Origin of the sequence: Breoghania sp. (assembly GCF_030066895.1) — a bacterium.
GTDB lineage: Bacteria > Pseudomonadota > Alphaproteobacteria > Rhizobiales > Stappiaceae > Breoghania.
Genome location: NZ_JASJAV010000020.1, coordinates 48,824 through 74,561, shown reverse-complemented (window position 1 = coordinate 74,561; position 25,738 = coordinate 48,824). Strand labels below are relative to the sequence as shown.

The 25,738-nt window shown below is 61.2% G+C and carries 16 protein-coding genes, 1 tRNA gene and 6 pseudogenes; 14 read left to right on the top strand and 9 right to left on the bottom strand.

The annotated features are described in order from the left end of the window. The first annotated feature begins 43 nt into the window (after window positions 1-43). The 9 genes and pseudogenes from QNJ43_RS19665 (at window position 44) to QNJ43_RS19615 (ending at window position 9,537) form a co-directional block, all read left to right on the top strand. Entirely contained in the window at window positions 44-682 is a 639-nt protein-coding gene (locus QNJ43_RS19665; RefSeq protein ID WP_300472278.1) for a GntR family transcriptional regulator, read from the top strand. An 83-nt stretch (window positions 683-765) separates the two neighbouring features. Next, window positions 766-1,836 carry a D-2-hydroxyacid dehydrogenase family protein gene (locus QNJ43_RS19660; RefSeq protein ID WP_300472276.1) on the top strand — a complete coding sequence of 357 codons (1,071 nt, stop codon included), beginning with the start codon at window positions 766-768 and terminating at the stop codon, window positions 1,834-1,836. A 244-nt stretch (window positions 1,837-2,080) separates the two neighbouring features. Continuing rightward, window positions 2,081-3,411: pseudogene (locus QNJ43_RS19655) on the top strand (substrate-binding protein). Window positions 3,412-3,583: 172 nt separating this feature from the next. Continuing rightward, window positions 3,584-4,600: pseudogene (locus QNJ43_RS27435) on the top strand (branched-chain amino acid ABC transporter permease). 3 nt (window positions 4,601-4,603) lie between these two features. Then, window positions 4,604-5,740, top strand: a complete 1,137-nt coding sequence (locus QNJ43_RS19635) for a branched-chain amino acid ABC transporter permease (protein WP_300472267.1) — start codon at window positions 4,604-4,606, stop codon at window positions 5,738-5,740. A 10-nt stretch (window positions 5,741-5,750) separates the two neighbouring features. Next, window positions 5,751-6,510, top strand: a pseudogene (locus tag QNJ43_RS19630) (ABC transporter ATP-binding protein). A gap of 8 nt (window positions 6,511-6,518) precedes the next feature. Then, window positions 6,519-7,274 carry an ATP-binding cassette domain-containing protein gene (locus tag QNJ43_RS19625; protein WP_300472265.1) on the top strand — a complete coding sequence of 252 codons (756 nt, stop codon included), beginning with the start codon at window positions 6,519-6,521 and terminating at the stop codon, window positions 7,272-7,274. A 372-nt stretch (window positions 7,275-7,646) separates the two neighbouring features. Continuing rightward, window positions 7,647-8,486: a hypothetical protein gene (locus QNJ43_RS19620; RefSeq protein WP_300472263.1), complete on the top strand. Its 840-nt coding sequence runs from the start codon at window positions 7,647-7,649 to the stop codon at window positions 8,484-8,486. Next, window positions 8,371-9,537 carry an ATP-binding protein gene (locus QNJ43_RS19615; RefSeq protein WP_300472261.1) on the top strand — a complete coding sequence of 389 codons (1,167 nt, stop codon included), beginning with the start codon at window positions 8,371-8,373 and terminating at the stop codon, window positions 9,535-9,537. Before QNJ43_RS19620 ends, QNJ43_RS19615 begins: the two co-directional genes overlap by 116 nt. Before the next feature lie 123 nt (window positions 9,538-9,660). Here QNJ43_RS19615 and QNJ43_RS19610 read toward each other — a convergent pair. After that, window positions 9,661-9,737: transfer RNA gene (locus tag QNJ43_RS19610), tRNA-Arg, on the bottom strand. A 205-nt stretch (window positions 9,738-9,942) separates the two neighbouring features. Here QNJ43_RS19610 and QNJ43_RS19605 point away from each other — a divergent pair. Continuing rightward, window positions 9,943-10,701 carry a hypothetical protein gene (locus QNJ43_RS19605; RefSeq protein ID WP_300472260.1) on the top strand — a complete coding sequence of 253 codons (759 nt, stop codon included), beginning with the start codon at window positions 9,943-9,945 and terminating at the stop codon, window positions 10,699-10,701. A 154-nt stretch (window positions 10,702-10,855) separates the two neighbouring features. Beyond that, entirely contained in the window at window positions 10,856-12,268 is a 1,413-nt protein-coding gene (locus QNJ43_RS19600) for a M48 family metalloprotease (RefSeq protein ID WP_300472258.1), read from the top strand. 103 nt (window positions 12,269-12,371) lie between these two features. On the opposite strand, the pseudogene QNJ43_RS19595 reads toward QNJ43_RS19600, so the two are convergent. The 8 genes and pseudogenes from QNJ43_RS19595 to QNJ43_RS19565 form a co-directional block, all read right to left on the bottom strand. Further along, window positions 12,372-13,246: pseudogene (locus tag QNJ43_RS19595) on the bottom strand (RNA polymerase factor sigma-32). A 685-nt stretch (window positions 13,247-13,931) separates the two neighbouring features. Further along, on the bottom strand, window positions 13,932-14,537 hold the full coding sequence (locus QNJ43_RS19590; protein WP_300472256.1) for a CarD family transcriptional regulator: 606 nt from the start codon (window positions 14,535-14,537) through the stop codon (window positions 13,932-13,934). Between the two features lie 513 nt (window positions 14,538-15,050). Further along, complete coding sequence (fdxA, locus tag QNJ43_RS19585; protein ID WP_300472254.1) at window positions 15,051-15,389, bottom strand: ferredoxin FdxA; 339 nt, start codon at window positions 15,387-15,389, stop codon at window positions 15,051-15,053. 227 nt (window positions 15,390-15,616) lie between these two features. Next, window positions 15,617-16,018 (bottom strand): RNA-binding S4 domain-containing protein, encoded by a 402-nt coding sequence (locus QNJ43_RS19580; RefSeq protein ID WP_300472252.1) that lies wholly within the window; start codon window positions 16,016-16,018, stop codon window positions 15,617-15,619. Between the two features lie 32 nt (window positions 16,019-16,050). Further along, window positions 16,051-19,131 (bottom strand): helicase-related protein, encoded by a 3,081-nt coding sequence (locus tag QNJ43_RS19575; protein WP_300472250.1) that lies wholly within the window; start codon window positions 19,129-19,131, stop codon window positions 16,051-16,053. Window positions 19,132-20,123: 992 nt separating this feature from the next. Continuing rightward, on the bottom strand, window positions 20,124-20,801 hold the full coding sequence (locus QNJ43_RS19570; protein WP_300472248.1) for a glutamine amidotransferase: 678 nt from the start codon (window positions 20,799-20,801) through the stop codon (window positions 20,124-20,126). 315 nt (window positions 20,802-21,116) lie between these two features. After that, window positions 21,117-21,266, bottom strand: coding sequence for a TerB family tellurite resistance protein (locus tag QNJ43_RS27430; RefSeq protein WP_346433049.1), 150 nt, complete (start codon window positions 21,264-21,266; stop codon window positions 21,117-21,119). Continuing rightward, window positions 21,226-21,594 (bottom strand): TerB family tellurite resistance protein, encoded by a 369-nt coding sequence (locus tag QNJ43_RS19565; protein WP_346433048.1) that lies wholly within the window; start codon window positions 21,592-21,594, stop codon window positions 21,226-21,228. Before QNJ43_RS19565 ends, QNJ43_RS27430 begins: the two co-directional genes overlap by 41 nt. A 526-nt stretch (window positions 21,595-22,120) precedes the next feature. Here QNJ43_RS19565 and QNJ43_RS19560 point away from each other — a divergent pair. The 3 genes and pseudogenes from QNJ43_RS19560 to QNJ43_RS19550 all read left to right on the top strand — a co-directional run bounded on the left by QNJ43_RS19560 (window position 22,121) and on the right by QNJ43_RS19550 (window position 25,727). After that, window positions 22,121-22,255 carry a hypothetical protein gene (locus QNJ43_RS19560; RefSeq protein ID WP_300472246.1) on the top strand — a complete coding sequence of 45 codons (135 nt, stop codon included), beginning with the start codon at window positions 22,121-22,123 and terminating at the stop codon, window positions 22,253-22,255. Window positions 22,256-22,722: 467 nt separating this feature from the next. After that, window positions 22,723-23,987 (top strand): annotated as a pseudogene (locus tag QNJ43_RS19555) (imelysin family protein). Window positions 23,988-24,158: 171 nt separating this feature from the next. Then, a pseudogene (locus tag QNJ43_RS19550) lies at window positions 24,159-25,727 on the top strand (di-heme oxidoredictase family protein). The last annotated feature ends 11 nt before the right edge of the window (window positions 25,728-25,738 follow it).

The window sequence follows — 25,738 nt, the reverse complement described above, 5'->3', positions numbered from 1 at the left end:
ATTTTATTCGTAATATTGAACACAATCGTATACATTGATGGATATGAAGAGCACAGCTGCCAATCCTGAAAGCCTCCATGATCGTCTTCTCGATGCGATCGAGCAGGGCGAATTCGGCCCCGGCGATGCCTTGCGCGAATCGCGGCTGGCGGAGCGGTTCGGCACGTCGCGCACGCCTGTACGCGAAGCATTGCGTCGATTGGAAGCGCAAGGGCTCGTCACCCACAATGCACACAAGGGCTGCGTTGTCGCGGCCCTCGATTACGATCAGATCGGCGAGCTATATGCCGCGCGCGAGGTCATGGAAGGTTCTGCGGCGCGCGGGGCTGCCCTGCATGCGGCACCCCAGGAAATAGCTCTTCTGCGTGAACTCGTTGAGGAAGGGCGGGTGATGGTCGACAAGCCCGTGGAACTTGCCGTCATCAATCGGCGTTTCCATAGGGTCGTCCATCGTTCCTCTCACAACCGCTACCTCAATCAGCTTCTGGATACGATGCGTCTGCATATGGCCCTGATCGAAGGTACAACCTTGTCTTTGCCTGAACGCGGAGCCCAGTCAATCGTGGAGCACGAGAAAATCGTGGAAGCAATTGCGGCGCGTGATCCCGATGCGGCGGAAAAGGCCTCCCGGCGGCATGTCGTGACGGCCTACCAAAACCGCGTGACCATGCTGCTTCGCTGAGGGGTCGGCCGGGGGTGGAAGGATCGCCGTTCTTCCGCTAAAAGGCGACGCCCTGCGGGGGCGTTGCGGAGTTCTATCTGACTATGCGTATTGCCGTTCTCGACGACTATCACGGCGTTGCCCGGAATTTTGCTGATTGGAGTCGTGTGGAGGAACGCGCCGAGGTCAGTGTCTACAAGGCACCCTTGGGTAACGAGGACGACGTCAGGGCCGAACTGCAGCCCTATGATGCGGTGTGCCTGATGCGTGAGCGCACCCCCTTTCCCGCATCCGTCATCGAGGCTCTGCCCAATCTGAAGCTGATCGTTACCACGGGCATGCGAAACGAGGCCATCGATCTGGCCGCGGCGGAGCGATGCGGCATCACCGTCTGCGGGACTCACTCGCCCGGTCACGCCACGGCCGAGCTTGCCGTCGGGCTGATGATCGGTGCGGCTAAGAAGCTCATCACGGAAGTTCGATCGCTCTCCGTCGGCGGATGGCAGCTTGATGTCGGGCGCGATCTGTACGGGGCGACGCTCGGTATCGTCGGTCTTGGACGACTGGGCTCGAAGATGGCGCGGATCGGAATGGCCTTCGGCATGAAGGTGATCGCGTGGAGCCAGAACCTGACGGACGAGCGATGCGCGGAAGTGGGCGTGACGCGGATGCCGGAACTGGAGGATCTGCTGCGTGAGTCCGACTTCGTGTCCATCCATACCAAGCTGTCGGAGCGCACCCGCGGTCTCATCGGCGCCCGCGAACTGGGGTTCATGAAATCGGATGCGATCCTGATCAATACCTGGCGCGCGGCCATCGTCGACACCATGGCGTTGATCGCGGCTCTTGCCGGGGGGCATATCGGCGGGGCGGGGCTCGACGTTTTTGACGAGGAACTCCTGCCGGCCGGGCACCTGCTGCACGGGGCGCCGAACCTGATCATAACGCCGTACGTGGGATACGTGACCGGGAGACCTAAGAGATCTTCTATCGCGAGACGGTGGAGGCTCTGGAGGGTTTTCTCGAGGGAAAGCCGGTGCGGCTTCTGTCTGCCTGACAGGTCGGTAGCAATCGTAGCGGTATACGCAACCGACGGTTACTTTTATCCAATCTTACTGTCGAAACCACCCTTAGACAAAAGTCTAAACGTCTTTATTCTTACATTAAGTTCCTAATCTTGATGCATTGCGGTATGTGCCAATCGCATACGCATAATTTTTGCTGCATGTTAGTCGTATGACATAAGACAAGCGTCTTTTTTCGACTTTGTCGCGCCAAAGGTCGTATTGCGGAAGGCTGCTTCTTTTTTATGTATTATATCTCTGTGCCGGGGACTGGAGGGGCTGATCGTATCGTTTGGAAGAATCGATACGGCATTACGGTGCAGGATTTGGCTTCAGTGCCTTTAGGGAGGAATTCATGAAAGACCTTACTACGTCCGTAAATCGTCGTAGCCTTCTCAAGGCGACTGCAGCGTCCGGCCTTGTGCTCGCTACCCCGACCATCTTCTCTCGGGGCACCTGGGCGCAGAATTTCGCGAACGCTCCGACCAACAAGAGCTCCGTTACGCTCGGCTTCAACGTTCCCCAGACCGGCGCCTACGCCAATGAGCTGCGCGCCTACCAGCTCGCCGTGAAGCACATCAACGGCGAAGGCGATGGCGGCATGCTGAACACGATGAAGCCGTTTGCCCTCGAAGGGAACGGCATCCTCGGCAAGAAGGTCGACTACGTCACGGGCGACACCTAGACCAAGTCGGATGCGGCCCGCTCCTCCGCCAAGCACATGGTGGAGAAGGACGGCGCGATCATGATCACCGGCGGCTCCTCGTCGGGTGTTGGCGGTCGCGGTGCAGTCGCTGTGTCAGGAGATGGGCATCATCTTCATGGCGGGGCTGACCCATTCCAACGACACGACCGGCAAGGACAAGCGCAAGTACGGCTTCCGTCACTTCTTTAACGCCTACATGTCGGACGCCGCGCTCGACCCAGTGCTGAAGGAAGAGATGGGCACCGACCGTCGCGCCTAATCACCTGACGGCCGACTACATCTGGGGCTGGACCCAGGAAGAGTCAATCAAGAACACCACCGAGGCTCTCGGCTGGGAGACCGTCAACACGGTCCGCACGCCGCTGGGCGCCAGTGACTTCTCGCAGTACATCACGCCGGTTCTGAATTCCGGCGCCGATGTGCTGATTCTGAACCACTACGGCAAGAACATGGTCAACTCGCTGACCCAGGCTATCCAGTTTGGGCTGCGCGACAAGATGGTCAACGGCAATAAGTTCGAGATCGTCGTGCCGCTGTTCTCGCGTCTGATGGCGCAGGGCGGCGGCGAGAACATCAATGGCATTCTCGGCACCACCCACTGGAACTGGTCACTGCAGGATGAGGGCTCGCAGGCCTTCGTGAAGTCCTTCGGTCAGGAATACGGCTTCCCGCCGTCCCAGGCCGCGCACACCTGCTAAGTGCAGACCATCCTGTATGCCGATGCCTGCCAGCGGGCCGGGACGTTCTATCCGTGCGAAGTCATCTCCGCGCTGGAAGACTTCGGATTCGACGGCACGGGCAACGGCCCGACCCTCTACCGCGGTGCCGACCACCAGTGCTTCAAGAACGTACTCGTGTTGTGCGGTAACGAGAACCTGTCCAGCCAGTTCGACCTTCTGAAGGTGGTCAAGGAAGTGCCGGCGGATGCCGTCACCTACGACCCGAAGATCTTCGGCGGCGAACTCGGCACCTGCGGCTGACGGTTCGAAAATCGGCCGGTCGCTGTCTTTACCTACCTGTTAGACGGCGATCGGCGGGGCGACCGGCCCTCACGTGCCCCTCAATTCTCCCAGGCTTCGCGGGTGCTTTCCGCGAATTGGCCGGGTGACGGCGGGCACTCCCCGATATCCATAGACATTCGGCGTAATTCTCATGGATGCGTTCGTACTCCAGCTTCTCAACGGGCTCGACAAAGGCGGCGCTTATGCGCTGATCGCCCTGGGTTTGACCCTGGTTTTCGGCACGCTCGGTGTCGTCAACTTCGCGCACGACGCGCTCTTCATGCTGGGCGCCTTTTGCGCCGTGACCTTGCAGAAGCTGCTGACGCTTTCCGTCAAGGTGAAGGACGAGAGCGTCACCTTCTTCGATGCCTACGAGGAGATCCCCCTATCTGGAGGTCTGGATGGGTGATACCGGTCGGGCGATCATCGACTATGCGGTGCCATTGTCGATCCTGCTGGCCATTCCCATTATGTTGCTGATCGGCCTGGTGATGGAGCGTGGTCTCATTCGCTTCTTCTACAAGCGCAGCCATGCGGAATAGATTCTCGTCACCTTCGGCCTTGCGATCGTCATTCAGGAAATCATCAAGACGACCTTCGGGGCGAATCCGATCCCGACCGGCGCGCCGGACGCGGTGGCGGGAAGCGCCAGCATCGGCGAATGGCTCGGTCTGGGGTCGCCGTTGTCTATCCGTGGTGGTGGCTGATCTATCTCGGCTTCTCGCTGATCGTCATCGCAGCCGTCTTCTCATTCCTGCAGTTCACCACCTACGGCATGGTCGTGCGGGCGGGCATACAGGACCGCGAGACTGTCGGCCTGCTCGGCATCAACATCCAGTGTCGCTTTACCGTCGTGTTCGGCATCGCCGCCATCGTGGCGGGGCTCGCCGGCGTCATGTACACGCCGATACTTCCGCCCGACTACCACATGGGCATGGACTTCCTGGTCCTGTCCTTCGTCGCCGTGGTCGTCGGTGGCATGAGATCCCTGCCGGGAGCGGTTTCCGCAGGCTTCCTGCTCGGCGTGCTGCAATCCTTCGCCTCCATGACGGAAGTGAAAGACATTTTTCCCGGTATCGACCAGATCACCATCTATCTCATCGCCGTGGTGATCCTGCTTGTCAGGCCTCGTGGCTTGATGGGGCGCTGCGGGGTGATGGAAAGCTAAGCCATGAACACCAACTTTCTGCGCAACGACATGGTCCTGATGGCGGTCTTCACCGTGGTGGTGGTGACCATGCCGATCTGGCTCGCCCCGATCGGCGCCGGGTATCCGGACCTTCTGCAGAAGATCGCCATCTACGGCATCTTCGCCATCGGCTTCAACATCCTGTTCGGGCTGACCGGATATCTGTCCTTCGGTCACGCGGACTTCCTGGGCGTCGGCTCCTATGCTGCGGTATGGAGGTTCAAGCTGTTCAGCATGAACGTCATCCCGGCCATCGTCTTCGGCGTGGCGATCGCGGGCGTGTTCGCCCTGCTCATCGGCTACGTCTCACTGAGGCGCTCGGGCATCTATTTCTCTATTCTGATGCTCGCCTTCGCGCAGATGTCCTACAATCTCGCCTATTCGGTGCTCACGTCGATCACCAACGGCGAGACGGGACTGCAACTGTTGCAGACGGATGCGCGGGTTCTCGATCACGCGCTGGGCATTGCCGAAACCGGGCTGCCGACGCCGAGCTTCTTCGGCATCGAGACGATCGACTGGAGCGGATTCTACGTTTGCGCCGTCGTCCTGATCTTCGCCTTCTTCTTCGGGCTCCGGATCTTCCGCTCGCCCTTCGGCATTGCGCTTCGGGCCATCAAGTTGAACCAGAACCAGATGAACTACACGGGCTTCAACACCCGGCCCCATACGCTCGCCGCCTTCGTGGTGTCGGGTATGTATGCGGGACTTGCCGGGTCGCTGCTGGCCATCACCGATCCGCTTGCGGGTGCGGAGCGCATGCAGTGGACGGCGTCGGGCGAGGTCGTGCTGATGACCATCCTTGGCGGGGCCGGGACGTTGCTCGGGCCGCTTCTGGGGGCTGGTATCATCAAGTACTTCGAGAACATCTTCTCCGCCTACAACGAGCGGGTGCTGCACGGGATCTTCGACGTGCTGCCCGATGGGCTTGAGCACGCGGTCGTGTCCGTGACCAGTCTGTTCGTGGGCGAAGGCTGGCATCTGACGCTCGGCCTGCTGTTCATGCTGGTCGTCATCTTCCTGCCCGGCGGCGTGATGGAAGGTTTCCGTCGCCTGATGAAACTGATCCGTCGCGAAAGATCGTCCAATCCGGCCGGTGCGGCGCAACCGGCTGAATGAGGGGCGGGACATGAACGACATCGTTTTGCATGTGGCGGACGTCCACAAGAGCTTCGGTGGTCTGCGCGCGCTCTCCAATATCGACCTGCAGATCGAACAGGGTAATACCCACGCGATCATCGGCCCGAACGGGGCGGGCAAGTCGACGCTGCTCAATGTCTGCGTGGGGCGCATCGTACCGGACGCCGGTGCCGTGATCTTCGACGGGGCGACGCTCACCGGGCGTCAGCCGCACGAGATTAACCAGCTCGGCGTTGCCCGCGTCTTTCAGACGCCGGAGATCTTTTCCGATCTCAGTCTGCTTCACAACGTGATGATCCCGGCGTTTGCCAAGCGCGACGGTGCCTTCACGCTCAATGCCTGGTCGGGACTTGCGCGCGAGGACGGGCTTCGGGCGGAAGCGGAAAGCGTGCTGAAGGATATAGGGCGCTCATCGACAAGAAGGATCAGGAGGCGGCGAGCCTGTCGCGCGGCGACAAGCGTCGGCTGGAACTGGCCATGGGGCTCGTCCAGCATCCGCGGCTTCTTCTGCTCGACGAGTCGACGGCCGGCATGTCGTGTCACGATACCAACCGCACGATCGATCTTCTCAAGAAGATCAAGGAGCGGGGCATGACCAAGGTGATCACCGAGCACGACATGCATGTGGTCTTTAGTCTGCCGATCGCATCTCCGTGCTGGCGCAAGGCCGGATCATCGCGGAAGGCACGCCAGAAGAGGTGCGCAATGATCCGAAGGTCAAGGAAGCCTATCTCGGGGAGGCGCAGTGATAAATTCCATGGCTACACACGTCGTCGCGGGGGAACCGGAGGGGCAGCCCGCGACGGGGATTCCGTTTTTCTCCGTGCGCGATATCCATTCCTACTACGGTGAAAGCTACATCGTGCAAGGTGTTTCCTTCGATATCTTCGAAGGAGAGATCGTCGCGCTTCTCGGGCGTAACGGCGCGGGCAAGACGTCGACCCTGCGCACGATTGCGCGCACGGATTCCCCGGAGCTCAAGCGGGGCGAGATCTGGCTTGCAGGCCAGGAACTGCATTCCATGAGGTCGCATGACGCGGCGCGCGCCGGGGTGCAGCTCGTGCCGGAAGAGCGGCGGATCATTCCGGGGTTGACGGTGGAGGAAAACCTCATCCTGTCGCAGGTGGCGGAGCCGAAGGGTTGGGAGTTTGCGCGTATCTACGAGTATTTCCCGCGCCTTGCCGAATGCCGCAAGCAGGAAGCCGTCACCATGTACGGTAGCGAGCAGCAGATGCTGGTGGTGGCGCGAGCCCTAGCGCGTGACCTGAAGCTCTTGCTGCTGGACGAGCCCTACGAGGGGTTGGCTCCGGTTATCGTGCAGGAAATCGAGCGGATTGTTGCCGGGGTGAAGGATCTCGGCATCACCACGATCATCGTCGAACAGAATGCGTTTGCCGCGCTCAAGCTGGCGGACAAGGCGATCATTCTCGACATGAGGCAGGTGGTGTTCCAGGGCTCGGCGCGCGAAGTGCTCGACAATGAAGAGCTGTGCCACGAATACCTGGCCATCTGAGCGGAGACGTTTGACGGGGCTCCAACCGGCGGGAAGCTGATCGCCGATTGGAAGGCCGGGGGCCGAAGATGTGGCCCGGTCCCGTCATCTTGCAACGTGAGTATGTGCGGTCGTCACAAGTGGCGGTCGCATTTTTATTTCCAATAGCCGAGTTGCGTATTCGTGCGTAGAGGTTCATCGCTAGTAAGATGTTAATATAGACAAGTGCGACCAGCCACCCTATGCCGGGGAATCCACGTGTCGAAGAACATCCAGTGGTACTCTGAATTATTTCAAAAATTTCCAGGCGTTATTGTTGGCGTCGACAATGTGAGGTGTATCATATTCGCAAATTCTGAATTTGAGAGGCTGGCCAGCAGTCCTGCCGGAGAGTTGATCGGTACGGAGATTTTCCGGTTCCTGACCCTCAACGGTTCTGCGGCAAGGCAACCTGAACTGCCCGAACAGGAGGATTGGTCCCGGCCCAGGCGCGTGCAGATGCGGCGCGAGGGGCGGCTGGCGCTCGATGGCACCCTATCGTCCTTCTCCATTCGCGATCAGCAGGATCAGATCCTCGGACGGATCTGCTTCATCCCGAGGCAGCCGGGATGCGAGCGGCTTTCGGATCTGTTGAGCGCGATCGAACGGTGCGATCGGGGTTTCCAAGGCCCCGTGGAAACCTGTGTCGCCGTCGTGCTCGATCAGGCGCGCGCCTATTTCAGAACCGAGTTCGGTGCGCTGTGTCTGCCGGACGGGGCGGGACGGTACGAGGTCCGTCTGGATGCGCGTCAAGCTGCCGAAGCGCGCGGAATGGGGCGGGCGGGCATGGAGGATCTGGCGCGTGAAGTCGTGACCCTTGCCGGTCAAGCGAAGCAGGAGGCCTGCGCCGAAACTTCCGCCTCCTCGCGTTTGGGTAGCGAAGCGGGCGTCTCCCGGTTTCTATCGGCCGTCATTCCCGTCAACGGCGAGTCTGACGGTGTGGTGCTGTTCGGAAATCGGTCGATCAATGTTCGCCCCGTCAACCGACCTGGACAACTGGCGTTGTCGGTGGTCTCGCAGATCATATCTGGCCGCATTCCCGATGGAGGGCTTGCGGCAGACCGCGGTTCGGATTCGGATGCGGCAGGCATTCGTCGGACCGTCGGGCACGGCACGCAAAGACGAAAGACAACGGCGGGAATGCCCCTTATCGCGCGGCCTTTCGTCTTTCTCCTGCGCGCCTGCTCTCCTTGACTGGCGCGGCGAGATCATCGACGCGACCGACGCTTTCCTGCATCATTTCGGATATGGTCGGGGAGAACTGCTCGGTCGTCCGTTCCATGAAATCGTTCCTGCCGAAATGCGCGTGGCGACCGATGCCGCGATGGATCCGGTCGGCGGTGACGTCAATCGCAGCGGCGGTATTTCGCTGGCGATCATGACCCGTAAGGGCGTGTCGGTGGATGTTGAGGTCGCGATATCACGACAGGAGAATGCCCACCTGCTTGCCTCTGTCACGGATGTCGTCGAGCGGGATCAGGCGCGCAGCCGGCTTGAACAGCGCAACACTGAGCTGGAGCGTCTCAACGAAAATCTGCAGAATTTCGCCTCGATTGCTTCTCACGACATACAGGAGCCGTTGCACAAGATCCGCTACTTCACGGACATGCTGCAGCGTGCGCTGGAGGAGGGGAACCGGGAGGATATCGACTACGCCCTGGAGGTGCTGGCAAGCGCCTCGCGCCGGGCCTCGCGGCTTGTCTCCGATCTGCTGACCTTTTCGCGCTCCAGCAGCGAGAATCTGGTGCGCGAGCCGATCGATCTCGACGGTCTGCTACAGGGACTGATTGACGAAATCCGCCATGAGGAAGCCGCGCATGATGCGGATATTCGCATCGATATCGAACCGGTTGTCATCACCGGGTACCCCACAGCGGTGATGCAGCTATTCCGGAACCTGATCGGCAACGCCCTGAAGTACCGATCGCCGAACCGCTCCAATGTGGTGATCCGGGCCAAAGTTGCAGATGAGGTCGGCGAACCCTTGCTGATTTCCATTGCCGACAACGGCATCGGGTTCGAGCCGCAATATGCGGAGACGATCCTCCAGCCCTTTCGACGCTTGCAAAGGCGCCAGGAAATTCCCGGCAGCGGGATCGGCCTGGCGATCTGCAACATCGTCGCCTGCCGTCATGGCTGGACGCTTTCGGCCGAAGGCCGCGTCGGCGAGGGGGGACCTTCACCGTTTCCATCCCGGAATATGGTCGGGGCGAGATGGCTACGGCCTAGGTCGCTTCGGCGATGACGGTAGTTTCGAAGAGACGAATTGCGCTAAGCTGCTTCCAGATCGATCCGCGCAAGGATTTGAAGCCGGATCTGCATACGGTCCGGGCGGCCGATGGAATTTTCAGTATGTATTTGGAAAGACTGGTGACCCCGACAGGATTCGAACCTGTGACCCTCAGATTAGGAATCTGATGCTCTATCCAGCTGAGCTACGGGGCCGGAAAGCGCCGGTGCGCGTTTGTAACCGCCACGGGCGGCAGAGATGTCGTGTAGCATGTTTAGGCGAGTGTTGCACCCGGTGAGACCGACTTTGCAAAGCTTTCCGGCGGAGCGCAAGACGTGGCCGCCAGACGGATGAATTGGGGCGCATTTGTTCAACATCACAGGCACCGATCGCCGGTTTGCGATGCTGTGAGGAAGCCTCTTGTCGCTGCTTCTTTTCGCGGTGCCGGGGCCGGTCGGTTCGGCCGGTGCCGATCCTCTTGCTGACGCCTGCCGGGGGGCTATGTCGGAACGCGCGCTCTTCAGCGGGATCAATGATGAAGGAAGCCTTGCGATTTTCTATGAGACGGGGCCGCAAGGCACTGACAGCTTGCGGCTGGCGGATATCGGTGCATCGCCGTTGATCGAGGTGTCGGCCTTGCGCGATGCGTTGCGGCCGTGGATCGGGCGCCCAGTCGTCGTCTATCCGATCGACAAGAGGCGGGATCGCTGGCAAAGGCGTGTTGCACATGTCGAATCGGTTGCCGATGAGGGGCAGTGGGAGCCCGTCTGGTTGCAAAAGGTGCTGGTGCAGGCGGGGCTTGTCGAGGTCCGGCCGGAGGGAACCGAGCCCGGATGCGCACGGGCTCTTTACCGCGGAGAACGGCGCGCGCGTGCGGCAAAACGAGGACTTTGGCGCAACGGTGGCTTGCGCATTCTGTCCGCGCGCGATGGCGAGCTCGGCGCCCATGCTGGGGCTTATCGTATTGTCGCCGGAATTGTGGTTTCGGTTGGTGTTACATTGCGTAAGCTCTATCTGAACTTCGGACGCGACTGGTCGCGGGATTTTACGGTAACTATTCCCGCCGCGCGCGCGAGCGCATTTCGTGCGGCCGGACGGGATCTCGATGCGATGGTCGGGCGTTACATTCGTGTACGCGGTTGGCTCAGACGATGGAATGGTGCGGTGATCGATGTTTGATATCCGGATGCGATCGAAGTGATTGAAAGAGGTGGCTAGGATTTCGGCTCATCTGCAAGACCGGTGGCCCAGGAAATCGGGGGAGGTGTCAGCGTTGGCGATGAAGCTCTATCGTCGCCGGCGTTCGTATGCGCGTGTGCTCGGAGCCGTCGTGATGGCTTCCGTGCTGGCCGGGTGTCAGCTCATCAGTTCCAGCAAGATCCCGCTCAACAACAATTCGTGCATCTTTTTCAACGGAGATTCTGAAGCTTCCATCGGTGCGCGCGAGCATCCGCGCGTGGTGGCGAGCTATGGCGGGGTCTACAAGAATGCGGGCGCGGAAGAGGCCGTGGCGCGGGCCGTCGGTCGTCTTGTCGCCGCCTCCGAGGACCCCTCGCAGACCTACAAGATCACCATCCTCAATTCCCCGGCCGTCAACGCCTTCGCGCTTCCCGGCGGCTATCTCTATGTCTCGCGCGGACTTCTGGCGCTGGCCAACGATACCTCCGAAATGGCCGCCGTTCTGGCACATGAAATGGCGCATGTGACCGCTCACCACGGCGCCGCCCGCCAGCAACAGGAGGCGGCCGCCGCACTGGCGAGCAAGGTGGTCACCAATATCGTCGACGATCCGGAGCAGGTGGAGGCCGCGGTGGCGTCTTCCCAGCGCTCGTTTGCCCGGTTCACGCAGGCTCAGGAACTTCAGGCCGACAGTATCGGTGTCCGGACGCTGGCGCGTGCGGGCTTCGATCCCTATGCGGCGGCCCGGTTCCTGGAGAGCATGGGGCGCTACTCGAAATTCATAACGGCGCGCGGCGATGAGAAGGCGGCGCCCGATTTCATCTCCACCCATCCTTCGACCCCGGATCGCATTGCCCGCGCTATTCGCGAAGCACGACAGATCGGGGCGCCGGGGATCGGCGAACAGGATCGCTCCGCCTATCTCGCCAAGCTCGACGGCATGCTCTACGGCGACGACCCGCTGCAAGGGTTCGTGCGCGGGCGCTCCTTCCTGCACAAGGCGTTGGGCAGCGGTTTTACCGTTCCGGCCGGGTTCCAGCTTGAAAACACGCCGCAAGCGGTGCTGGCGAGCGACGGCAAGGGCACGGCGTTGAGGTTCGACGGGGCGGATCTCGTCGCCTCCGAAAGCCTTCCCGATTACATCCAGTCCGGCTGGATCAACGGGCTGGTGGACAATTCCATTCGCCACACTACGGTGAACGGGCTGCCTGCTGTCACCGCGACGGCGCTGGCGGAAGGCTGGTCGTTCCGCATCGGTCTGGTGCGCAAGGGCGAGACCGTTTACCGTTTCATCCTCGCCACGCGTGATCCGTCCGAGGCATTCCTTGCTGCGTTTGACGAAACCCTGAAGAGTTTCCGGCAACTGAGCCCGACCGAACAGGCGCGGTTGAGGCCGCTGACGATTCGCGTTGTCAAGGTGCTGCCCGGTCAGACGATCCATGATCTTGCCCGCCGCATGAGCGGCATTGCGCCGGCGCGCCGGGTCAAGCTGTTCACGCTGCTCAACGGGCTGGACGATGAGGTGTCGCTGACCGTGGGCCAGTCGGTCAAGCTGGTCGTCGACTAGGCAGCGGGTGGGCCGCAAAACGTCGTTTTTTGAACAAAAAAAGCCTGCGTTCGATCTGTCAAACCCGAACGCGGGCTTAGTTATTCGTGCTGTCAGGTCTTACTCAGGCGGCGGTGCCGACAATTCCCGGGTGATCGGAAACAAGTGCATTCCGCAGCTTTTCCAGGGCACGGACTTCGATCTGGCGTACGCGTTCCTTTGAAATGCCGAGCTTTTCGCCCAGCGATTCCAGCGTGGCGCCGTCTTCGGAAAGGCGGCGTTCGCGCACGATCTTCACTTCGCGTTCGCTGAGAACGTCGAGAGCTTCGGTCAGCCAGGCGCGGCGGCGTTCCTCGTCGATGTTGCCGCCGACCACTTCATCCTGCAGCGGCTCGTCGCTGACGAGGAAATCCTGTCGATCGCTGCCGGATCCGTTGTCCTCCAGAACCGGAACGTTGAGGGAAGTCTCGGGGGCGGACAGGCGGGAATCCATCAAGGCGACGTCCGACGTCCTTGGAATCGACACCCATGGCCTGTGCAATCTCATCGTAGAGCGCCTGCCCGGTCTTGGCTTGCGATCCGACGGCAAGTTTTGCGCGCAGACGGCGCAGATTGAAAAACAGTGCCTTCTGCGTGGAAGACGTGCCGCCGCGAACGATCGACCAGTTGCGCAGGATGAAATCCTGCACCGAGGCGCGGATCCACCAGCTTGCATAGGTGGAGAAGCGAACCTCCCGCTCCGGATCGAAGCGTGCGGCCGCTTCCAGAAGACCGATGGCCTTCCTGGATGAGATCGCTCATGGAAAGGCCGAAATGTCGGAATTTTGCCGCAAGCGCGATGACGAGGCGCATATGGGCGGTCGTCAGGCGGTCTAGAGCGTCCGTATCCTGGCTGTCACGCCAGCGCAGGGCGAGTTCGTGTTCTTCCTCGCGCGTAAGGTAGGGCGCGGCCATTGCTGCGCGTACGAATCGTCGCCGAGGACTAACTGGATGTTGCATCCCAGTTCTCCATTGGTCCTGACTTGCTCCAAAACTCGCCGTGCATCGGGCCCGAAAGCCCTTGTCGCGACGAACCCCGTCACTGGGGGCAGTGCGTCATGATTCTTACAGGACGGCCGGGCCGGATGGTCCGAAACCGCGATCGCGGAGCCGGAGGCGACGCGCACCCATGCGTGTCGTTCCGGAATGACTCGGTACATAAACTCCCGAGAGGGGGAAAGGTTTCGATCGCGGTCGATAATTTTCGACACGATCGAAATGCGTTGTGATCGATACAACCGGGGTTGGCGCTTCAATTCAGCGCCGTATCTCGCATACCCGGTTCGATCGGACTTGTTCAATCACACGATATCCTCCCGTGCGGGTCAGCGGCAGTTGCAAAGCGATACAGACGACATCGCAAACAAAACCCGGGCCGTCATACCGCAGGTTGCCGCCGGCTTCCCGGTGTCTCCAGCATTATCGAGCTTCATCACCGTCAAGGTTACGACAAAAATCGCGCGATACGCGATACAAGGGGACGTCGTTACCGATAACGCCTGGGGTTAAGGAAAAAACTTATCGGGCGGCTCGACATCGCGAAACGGCGGAGTCGGGTGTCTCCGCCGTTCTGTGTCTTTGCGTTTTGCCGGAAATCCGGCAGTCAGCCGCTTGAGACGTTACGCGCGATGGTTGCGCGTCGTTCTCAGGCCGCTTCTTCCTGTTCCACGTCGTCGCCGTCTTCCGCCGAAGCTTCGTTTTTGGTGGCTTCGTCGGCCTTGCCGCCGCGCTTGGGCGCCTTGGCGAGGTTCTGCTCGATCTGACGGATCGCCTCGGTCTCCGAGGACCGGTTGACGGACTGGATTTCACGCGCCATGCGGTCCAGGGCGGCTTCGTAGAGCTGACGCTCGGAGTAGGACTGTTCCGGCTGGGTGTCGGAGCGATAGAGATCGCGCACGACTTCCGCGATCGAAATCAGGTCGCCGGAATTGATCTTGGCTTCGTATTCCTGCGCGCGACGGCTCCACATGGTGCGCTTCACGCGTGCACGGCCGCGAACCGTCTCCAGCGCCTTCTTGACGGTGGTGGCGTCTGCCAGCTTGCGCATGCCGACCGATGCGATCTTGGCAACCGGTACGCGCAGGGTCATCTTGTCCTTCTCGAAGTTGATGACGAGCAATTCCAGCTTGATGCCGGCGACTTCCTGTTCTTCGATGGCAGTAATCTGTCCGACGCCGTGCGACGGATACACAATAAATTCGCTGGTCTTGAATCCCTGACGCTGCGCGGTTTTTTTCGCGGGGGTTGCCATACGCTTTTATACTCCTGCTATACTCCTGCGCAGAGACGGCCTCGAAGAGGCGCATCCCGACGCGCCTCTTCGAGGGTATCAATTTCTACGGATAGACACATGGCGTTGAAGCCAGGTAGGGTGCCCGGATGGTCGCGCACTCTCTGCCGTGGGGTGATCAAATTCGTCTCGTTCCCAGATGAGTTCTTATGACTATGTGCTCTTTTGGCGCGGCCGCTTGGCAAGGGCCCGCCGAACATGATACGAGGGACCAAGAAAACAGTCCGACCTGGATCGGATTAAGACCACAAAAAAACCTCCGCTAGGAGGAACATGATCCGAGGGCGAGGCGACTAGGCCCTATATATAGCACAAATCTGGAAAATTACAAAGGATTGGGCCCAAAATCGTTAACGACGCCCGATAACTGCGGCACAGTGCCACTGTGTCAGCGACGCCGATTGCCGTAGAATATTGTCTTTCGCGCGAGAATTCAGTGGTTTTCGCGCCTTTTCCCGTCTTGCAGTCGCGAAATCAATCGCCTGCGCCGGGCTCTGCGGAAAAGTATTTTTCGTACTTTCCGGCGTCTCCGTCGAACTTTTCAGCCTCTTCGAGCGCGTCCCGCTTCACCGTCAGATTTGGCCATTTCTCCGCGTACTCCGCGTTGACCGTCAGCCACTTCTCCATTCCCGGTTCGGTATCCGGCTTGATGGCCTCGGCCGGGCATTCCGGCTCGCAAACACCGCAATCGATGCACTCGTCAGGATGGATGACGAGCATGTTCTCGCCTTCGTAGAAGCAGTCGACAGGGCAAACTTCGACGCAATCGGTGTACTTGCACTTGATGCAATTGTCGGTGACGATGTAGGTCATCGCGTCTCTCTCCTCGGCGGGCGGTGTCTCGCCCGCATGTTTCGGCAAAAATACCGATTTCCTCCAGAAAGAATTTGCTCACCTCCGCCGTTTCCGGAGAGTTTCCTTCTCCAGCACTGCGCGGGAATGGCGGCGGGATACCGAGGCCGGTCCGGTCTCGAAGCCGCTCGTAGCCGTTTTGGCGACCAAGATCAACCTGCAAGCTTCCGGCGGAAGGGACGTGCGGGTCAGTCTTGGCCCTCGTCTTCCGCAAAGAAACTTTGCATCTGGCGACGTTCGCGTTTGGTCGGTCGGCCGCTGCCCGCATCGCGCACGGCCACTGGGGAGGGGCGCTCGGCAGGCGGCGGGGGAGGAGGGCTCAGGTCCTCGTAGAGAAGCCGGGCCTCGCTCGCCGGCCCGCGGCGGTTGCCAAGCGCCTGGATGCGCAGGACGAGAACACGCCGTTCCAGTGCAACCGTCAGGACGTCGTCGACGCGCACCTGCTGGGAGGCGCCCGTCACGCGTTCCTTGTTGACGCGGACATGACCGGAGGTGGCAAGCTTCTGGGCAAGCGAGCGCGACTTTGTCACGCGCGCGTACCACAGCCACTTGTCGATGCGCAGCCGATCCTGTTCCACGGCGCCCGGCATCGCGTTTCCCGCTTGTCCTGTTTTTGCGCGGCTTATTTGCCGTCCTTGGGCTTTTCCATGCTGGCCTTCAGGGCTGCCAGCGCGGCAAAGGGCGAATCGGGATCAATCCGCCGCGGCTTGCGATCCTCTCGGCCAGGCGAACGGTTGCCGTCCTTGCCGCCATTGTTGCCGCGTCCCTGTCCGCCAGGCTTGCCCTGTCCGCCGCTCTTGCCGTGACCACCGGTGCCCTGGCTCTGGCCGCCGCCCTTGACGTGGCGCTTGTTTTCGCCGCCACGCCGGTTGCCGCGATCCTGAGACTGCTGGGTTTCTTCATTGCCGCGACCGCGATGCGGACGTCCGCCGTGACGACGGCGATCGCCGCGTCCCGGACGCCAGATCTCGATCGTGATCGTGGCCGGGGTTTCCTCTTCCGGCTTCTGCGCAGCTTCCGCTTCCTGCGCGGGTTCGGCATCGGCAGCACTTTCGGCCGGAGTCTCGGTTTCCTCGGTTGCGGGGGCTTCTGTGGCCGCCTCTTCCGTGGACGTGTCTGCGACAGATTCCGCTGTCTCCGGCGTCTCCACCGGAGCCGGAACACTCTCGGGCGTCTCGCTCGTCGCGGCCGCGTCGCCTTCGGCCGGGGCCGCGGGCTGGAAGGCCGGGTTCGGGATCTCGCGCTGTTCCACGCGATAGCCGAGCGACTTCAGGATCGAGTTGAAATCCTCGCCCGAGCAGCCGAGCAGGGAGGTCATGGCGACGGTAACGGTGAACCCGCCACCCTCGTCTATCGCCCCTTCGGGCCGAGGAGGCTGGGTTTCGGCCGCAGCATTCTTGCGCCACGAAATCAGCGGGCGGATCAGATCGGCAAGCCGTTCCAAAATGTCGATACGCACCGCACGCTCGCCGCACACGCGATAGCCGACCGCCCGGTAGAGTGGCTTGGCGAAGGTCGGGTCCACAGGAGTGGAGGTGCGGCCGGAGGCGGAAAGCTGCGGCAGCTCAGCGAGGCCCGGCATGTCGAGGTCGCCGTTCTTCAGCGCCCAGAGCTTCGCGATGAGCTGGCTCGGGGCGGGCTTGAGCAGGGCCGGGACATAGATGTGATAGGCGCCGAAGCGGACGCCGAGCTGGCGCAGAACCGCGCGCATCGGCTGGTCGAGCTGGCGCACGTCCTCGGCGATCTCGGGACGCTCCACGATGCCGAGCGCTTCCACGAGGCGGAAGGCGACGCCGCGGGCGATGCCCTCGACTTCACTCGATTCGCGCAGGTCGAAGAGCGGCTTCAGCAGCGTTTCGACATGGGTCTTCAGCCACAGGTCGAGCCGGATCTGGACCTTTCCGCGCGCCGGTCCGGTCAGCACATCGTCGGCAAGCAGCAACACGCCGGGCTTGAGGATATCTTCGCCGGTATTGATCTTGGCGACGACCTCACCCTTCCAGCGCATCACGCCGTCGGAGGCGAGGGCGAAATCCGTATTGGGGGCCTGGGACAGGCGCTCGGCGCGTGCCTCGATCTCGCTGGTCAGGGCCTTGCCGGCGGCCGCACGCAGGGCCTTGGCATCCTGGCTGCCGTTCCCGTCTACGCCTGCGTCCGGTGCAAAACGGAATCCCTGGAGGTGGCCGACGTGCTGGCCCTCGACGAGCACATCTCCTGTTGCGGTGATTTCCGCTTCGAGCATTGCGTTCTCTCTCAACCGTCGCATCAGTACGCTAGTACGCCGATCCACGAAACGCTGGGTCAAGCGTTCATGCAAGGCGTCTGATAGCCTATTTTCCACGTCTCGTGTAATACCCTGCCAATGGGTCGGGTCGCCGAGCCAGTCTGGCCGGTTGGCGACGAAGGTCCATGTCCGGATATGCGCAATCCGGTTGGCGAGCGTGTCGATGTCTCCGTCCATGTGGTCGGCATAAGCAACCTGGCGGACAAACCAATCGTCTGGGATATGCCCTTCGTCGACCACAAAAGTGAAGATCGTCGAAATCAGGTCGGCATGATTGGCCGGCGCGATCTTGCGATAGTCGGGTACCTGACAGCAATCCCAAAGCAGAGAAACCCTGTCGTGGCGATCCGCCCGGGCGCGGATATCGCCGTCCCGCCTCAGAAACTCAAGTGCAATCTGATCAACGGCGGGCTGCGCGCGGGTCAATCCCGGTTCGCCAGGCACCTGATCCAGACTGTGGCGCAACGCCTCCAGCGATTCGAAATCGAGCGCCGCGTTGCGCCATTGCACCATCTTGATTGGTTGGAAACGGTGGGTTTCCAGATGCTCGACGAGTTCGTCGTCGAAGGTGGCGACGCGGCTGGTAACGCCGAAGGTGCCGTCTCGCATGTGGCGACCGGCGCGGCCCGCGATCTGTCCGATCTCCGCCGGAGTGAGGTTGCGATGCTGATAGCCGTCGAACTTTCGGTCCGCGGCAAAGGCAACATGGTCGACATCGAGATTGAGGCCCATGCCGATTGCATCGGTGGCGACCAGCACATCAACGTCGCCGGACTGGAACAGCTCGACCTGCGCGTTGCGGGTGCGCGGGCTGAGCGAGCCCAGCACCACGGCCGCACCGCCGCGCTGGCGGCGGATCAGCTCGGCGATCGCGTAAACTTCGTCGGCGGAGAAGGCGACGACGGCGGAGCGCGGCGGCACGCGGGTGATCTTGCGCGAGCCCGCATAGCTCAGCACCGACATGCGCGGCCGGGTCACCACGTCGAGCCCGGGCAGCAGCTTCTGCAGGATCGGCTGCATAGTGGCAGCGCCCAGCAGCAGGGTTTCGTGCCTGCCGCGCAGGTTCAGAATGGGGTCGGTAAAGACATGGCCGCGATTGAAATCGCCTGCGAGCTGGACTTCATCGATGGCCAGGAAGTCGGTCTCGATATCGAGTGGCATGGCCTCCACGGTCGAGACCCAGAAGCGCGGGTTCTTCGGGACGATCTTTTCCTCGCCCGTAATCAGCGCCACCGAGTCCTCGCTCGCACGTGCCACGACCCGTCCGTAAACCTCGCGCGCAAGCAATCGCAGCGGCAGGCCGATCATGCCCGTCGGGTGCGCCAGCATGCGTTCGATGGCAAGGTGGGTCTTGCCGGTATTGGTAGGCCCCAGGACCGCGGTTACGGTCCGGGCGCGTACGGCCGGCGGGAGCGGCATTTGCAGGTTACGGAGCATGGAACTTGAAAATCTAATGGTCGCTGGTTCGACGCTGCGGCCTTTCGCGGTCCGGCGCGCTTCGTCTGGTGCGGATCCAATGGCCCTTTCGGCTCACTACTTCTGACCGGCAAAGTATTGCCGTCAGGCGGGTCTCGGTTTGCCGCTCCGCTTGTCTTGCCCCTGTGCGTTCTGGCAGAGGCGCTGGCGCGCGCGAAGGAGCGGGACGGCACAACGGCTGCAGGCGCGTTGATCTAGCACAGCCGACCGCCATTTGTCGCTTTCTTTTACGCAGATATCCAGGCGTCCTGATGAAGCAGGTGCGGAATCCTCTCCGGTGTCTTCGAAAAGGCCCGTCGGAACGGTTCTTCGGAACCGCCGGGAACGTGAAAAAGAACGACTCTTGAATAAAGAAAAATCGAATCGATGACGTCGGGACATTCAGGGCTTGTTCCATACGAGATGATGCGTAGAGCGCCATAGGGGTCACAAAATGCTGAATCCGATCAGAATCTTAGCCGGCCACGTCTCGGGGTGTCGTTCGGGGCGCCAATTCTCGTCAAGCTGAAAGATTCCGCTAAGGCGGATACGGAATTCACCTAGGGGGCAGGAAAGGAATTGAAGGAACCGAGAACAGGGAATGTACGAATCACTGACCGGCAAATGTTTTTGATCTGTTCTCACCAGATATGCGCGAATGCACCCAAAGCCCACTATATCTGGGATTGCAAATTAAGTCGGGAAACGTAACGGAAGATTCATGTTAATCATTCCGTCCCGTTTCGGGGCGCTATGACCGGGCTGCAAATGGCGGGGGACGCGACGTCGCACACAGGCACGTCCTCCGGGGCCGGGAGGCGTCACTTTGTCCGGCCGAGACGAGGGCGCAGGAGAGGCGGAGGGCCCTTCTCCAAGGTGGGGGATTACTCGGTGGCGGTGGCCAGCTGGGCGGGGTTTTCGGTAGTTCCGATCCAGAGATCGAGGAAATCGGCCAGCTAGGTCTGAATGGCCTGATCGAAGATCGCACGTCCGGCAAAATGATCGCGGCGGCCCTGCGCGCCGGGAAGCTGCATGCGCGGGGCGGCGTGGGTGGTCCAGCGATACATCATCGCCAACGTCGGTTCCGGGTGGAACTGAATGCCGAAGGCGGAGGGCCCGACCCGGAAGGCCTGGTTATGATAGGGATTGCCGGAGGTCAGCAGTTGAGCCCCTGTCGGAAGATCAAAGCCTTCCCGGTGCCATTGGTAGACCTTTTCCGGCCACTTCATGAAGGCCTTGCCTTCATCCGTTGCTGTCAGCGGATAGTAGCCGATCTCCGCATATCCGTCGGAATGCGCCCTCACGTCGGCGCCGAGATTGCGGGCAAGCATCTGCGCGCCCAGGCAAATGCCGAGACAGGGGGCAGCTTCGCGAAGGGGAACATCGAACCAGTTGATCTCGCGGCGCACGAAGGCGTCAGAGTCGTTGGCGCTCATCGGACCGCCGAAGGCGACGGCGCCTGCATGATCGGCCATCGTCGTGGTAAGCGGGTCACCGAAACGCGGGCGACGGATATCGAGATTGAAGCCGCGACGTCGCAACGATTGCCCCACGCGCCCCGGCGTGGAGTTCTCCTGGTGAAGGACGATCAAGACTTTCGACGATCGGGCGCGGAGCGGATTCAGAAAGGGCATAACCTAGATATCAGACTTGAGGATCCCGACAACTAGGACTCACGACGCGCAAAGGTCAAGTCTTCGCTTCATCGCGGCTCCGGCCTGTCGGCCCTTGCGGTCATCGCAAAGGCTTTCGTTCCAGTATCATTTCAGTCGCGGTTCATGGCCGTATGTCTTGTCGTCACGTTGTCGACCGCGACGGCCAAATCGCTCTGAATTCGATTAGAATGCTTCGAACTTAGATAAGTTCATCCCGCGCCAGGTCAATGCTCGGAAGTTTACGAGGTCCCGGGCGCCTCCGGCTGTCCTCGTCCAGGCGGGCGAGGAAAACCCTCACTCGTCGCTGTCGAGCGTGATGTTGGCGCGTCTTGCCACGCGGCGGCGCAGGGCGAGCCGGTCGGAGGTGGAGATGCCCAGAAGTTCGGACACGCGCCAGACGATGTTATCCTCGAATTCGTGGATTTCTCCGTCGGCGAAGACCATCTCCCACATCATCTCCATCACCTTGCGGCGGCCGTCCAGATCGGCGGCTCTTCAGGACGCTGGTGAAACCGTACAGATCCACCGCCTCCATGTTGCGTTTGCGCGTCTCTTCGATGAGTTCGGACGTGGCCTTGTCGTCCAGCTCGTAATTCGTCTTCAGTATCTCGCGCAGTTTCGAGCGCTCGGAATCGTCAACGACGCCGTCGACCGATATGAGATGCACCATCAAGGCGGCGGTGCAGAGACGCTGATCGTCGGTGTCGGATTCTTTCTTGTCATCTTCGCCGACGGTCACGTCGCGCAGGAATTTCTGTATTTTCTTTAGCATGTCCGCTGCCATTTTGCGTGAGCCGGTTCTCAATTCTAGTGGATGGTGGCATGAGGCAAACTGCCTTTCAGCCTTCCTGTCAACGCGTGTTGGCTCCGAAAGTTCCGAGAATTCTTATATTGTCTTTTGAATATTTGTTTGTTGGTTGATTGGCTGCGAAAACGCAGTATAAATGAAGGAAATATGATAAATATGTAATTATATTTTTTTAGTGATTCTAAATTGAGATTTGCAGTCAAATTTTTATTGACACCTAACCCCGCGTAGGCATTGTAAGCGCAGCAGTCGGCCCATGGGGCAGGCGGCGTTCGTCCTTTGATGGCGGGGCCTTGAACCCTGTCGATCGGGGGTGATCGTGATCGATGCGTTTCATTCGCGTGGCGTCAAGCGTTGCGAGCGTTTGTCTAGCCTAATATTGTCATTCGACGTTTGTTGACGTCGTGTTCTGGGATCGGCAATGGGTCGGTTTCATGTCTGCTGGCTGTCGCGGGCGTGATGCGGCGTGCGTGTCGGGGAGGGGGTAGGCATGGCAGGCGATATCCATCCGCCCGCTGGAGCCAATGCCGGCTCTCTCGGCCGTTTGCCCGAGAAGCTCGTCGTCGAAGGCTTTTGCCGCTGGATGGCCGGTACGATACAGGCGACATCCAGTGCTGGGAGATGACGTGGGACCTCTATGCCAGAGCGCTGGGGCCGAAACAGGCGCGCAGTGCCATGGCGGAACTGTCGTGCTGGGTCCGGGCGATCCGCACCAGTTCGGCGCGCTCCATGTGCCTGTTTCCCTATGGTTGCGGCAAACTGTGCCGGGACGAGTGCATGGCGGTGTCCATGGTGGCCTGTGTGCAGCACCGGGACGACAGCGCGCTAAGGGCTGCCGCGGCGCAGCTTATCGGTTGTGACATATCGACGACACGGTGGAGGCGGCCCGCAGCTTCGGCGAAATGCTGGAGAGCATTGGCCAGTATCTGATCCCGGTTTCCAAACCGGTGATCGAGGACATCGTCTTGCGGTCCGAGCGGCGGCATTTCCACTGAATTCCAGAAATTCGCGATCTCGACGTATCAGGCCCATGGCCGGCGCATCGTGGGAACAGAGTTGTCCATCGAGGATGGTACAAGGGGAGAGATCTGTATGAAATTCGTGAGGGTGACGACCGTGGCTGCGGTCCTGGCAGTGAGCGCGACGGCCGCGTTTGCGCAGACGAAACTGGCGGAGGTCGTCGCGACCTATGCCGATATCGCGCTGGCCGGTTACGAGGACTCAGCTTTCCACGGCGAAGGCCCTCGACGATGCGATCGAGGCGTTCATCGCGGAGCCGACCGAGGCCAATCTGACGGCGGCGCGCGAAGCCTGGCTCACCGCGCGCGTGCCCTATCAGCAGACGGAGGCCTATCGCTTCGGTAACGCCATCGTCGACGACTGGGAGGGACGGGTGAATGCCTGGCCGCTCGACGAGGGCCTGATCGACTATGTCGATGCGGACTCCTACGGCGAGGAGTCTGATGAAAACATGCTCTACACCGCCAACGTGATCGCCAACAAGACGATCACCATCAACGGTGAAGAGGTCGACGCCTCCAAGATCACGCCGGAGCTTCTGGCGGGAACGCTGCAGGAAGCGGGCGACGTGGAGGCGAACGTCGCCACCGGGTATCACGCCATCGAATTCCTGCTATGGGGCCAGGATCTGCACGGCACGGATGTGGGCGCCCGTCCGGCCACCGATTTCGATTCCGAAAACTGCATGGGCGGCAATTGCGAGTGCCGTGTGGAGTATCTGGGGGCTGCCTCCGATCTGCTGGTCGCCGATCTGGAGGAAATGGTCAACAACTGGAAGGAAGGCGGCGAGGCGCGCGTTGCTCTGAACGAGAACGGCGATGCGGGCGCCCTGCGCACCATCCTGACGGGCATGGGTTCGCTCTCCTACGGCGAACTGGCCGGTGAGCGCATGAAGTTTGGCTTGCTGCTGCACGATCCGGAGGAAGAGCACGACTGCTTCTCCGACAACACCTTCAATTCGCACTACTACGACGCTCTCGGCATCCGGAATGTCTATCACGGCCGTTACGAGCGCGTTGACGGTTCCGTCGTCGAGAGGCCGAGCGTTGCGGATCTGGTGCGGGAGGCGGATGCCTTGGTCGCCGGAGCTGTCCGGCAAGCTTGAGGTCACGCACGCCGCTTTCACCACGCTCAAGACTCGCGGTGAGACGACCGAAGCCTATGATCAGATGATCGGCGAGGGGAACGACGAAGGCAACGCTGTCGTCCAGGCGGCGATCGATGCGCTGGTCGATCAGACCCGCTCGATCGAGCGCGCCGTGGCCGCTCTCGATCTGGAGGCTCTGGAAGTCGAAGGCTCCGACAGCCTCGACAACCCGGACGCAATCTTCGGATAAGCCGGCATGACAGGGACGGGCGGAGATTGCGGCTTCGCCCGTCCCTTTGCGTTTGCCGGACTTTCCGGTGCGCCGATCACGCAAGCCGTTCGGGGGAGGGGATCCCGGCGGTTGCGCAACTTTTCCAGGACGAAGACCGACACAGAACGAAGAACAAGGATATCGAGCGACATGCTCCCCAACCGATCATGCCCAGCCAACCGTCTCGTTCGGGCCGCGCCCGTTCTCATCGCCACGCTGACCGTCGCCGCCACAGCCGCTCTTGCCCTTGCCTGGCAATCGGTGCATGCGGACGGCGTTCTGGCCTGGCGCACCTATCTGATCCCGAAGGATCGCGCCCGGGTCGCCCGCGTCACGAAGCTTCCCGATGACTTCTCCAAGCCGGAACGCTTCGAGAGCATGATGGGGGAGCCGCAACCTCGCGAAAGCTCGTCAACCGCGACGCCTTCTCCCAGTTCTCGGCCAATCTGACCTTCAAGCAGGAACGCGACTTCAAGCTCGGCAATGAGTTTTTTCGCAAACTGTGGGTGTCTGCGCCGTCTTCCACCAAGGCGTCCGACGGGCTCGGGCCGCTTTACAATTCGCGCGCCTGCCAGAACTGTCATCTGAAGGACGGCCGCGGCCGACCGCCCGAGGGCGACGAGATCGCCTCGTCCATGTTCCTGCGCCTGTCCGTGCCGCCGCGCACCGAGGCGGAGCGCGAGGCACTGGCGACGAAGGCGATGATGCGCATTCCGGAGCCGACCTATGGCGGCCAGCTTCAGGAATTCTCCATCGGCAACGTGCCCCCCGAGGGCCATCTGCGCATCGCCTACGAGCCTGTCGAAGTGAAGCTGAACGGCGGCGAGACGGTCACGCTCAGAAAGCCGAGCTACACGATCTCTGATTTCGGCTACGGGACGCTTGATCCGCAGGCGATGATCTCGCCGCGCGTCACCCCGCAGATGATCGGTCTGGGGCTGCTGGAAGACATCCATCCGGGAGACATCATCGCCGGGGCAGATCCGGAAGACGCTGACGGCGACGGCATTTCTGGCAAGGTTTCCTGGACACGCAATCCGAAGACGGGCGAGCCGATGATCGCGCGTTTTGGCTGGAAGGCGACCATGCCCACGGTTCACGCGCAGGCCGCGGATGCCTTCTTCGGCGATATCGGCATCGCCAATCCCGAACATCCAGAGCCCTGGGGCGATTGCACCGAGGCACAGACCGCGTGCCGCGAAATGCCCTCGGGCATCCAGGCGGATCTCGGTGAGACGGAAGCGCCCGATCCGATGATGGAGCTGGTCGCCTTCTATTCGCGCAATCTCGCCGTGCCGCGGCGCCGCGATGTGGACGACCCGCAGGTTCTGGACGGCAAGCGCCTGTTCGTCGAAACGGGCTGCGTTGCCTGCCATCGGCCGAAATTCGTCACCTCCCGTAAGGCGGCGCAGAAGCAGTTCCGGTTCCAGTTGATTTGGCCCTATACGGACATGCTGCTGCATGACATGGGCGAAAGTTTCGCAGACGGTCGTCCGGTGGGCGATGGCTCGGGACGCGAATGGCGGACCGCGCCGCTTTGGGGCACGGGGCTGACGGAGACTGTCAACGGGCATACGATGATGCTGCATGACGGCCGTCCGTAACGCGCAGGAGGCGATTCTGTGGCACGGCGGCGAGGCTCAAACCGCACGCGATACGGTGGTCTCCATGGAACCCGAGGAGCGCGCTGCCCTCCTGCGTTTTCTGGAGTCGCTGTGATGGGAGCCGCT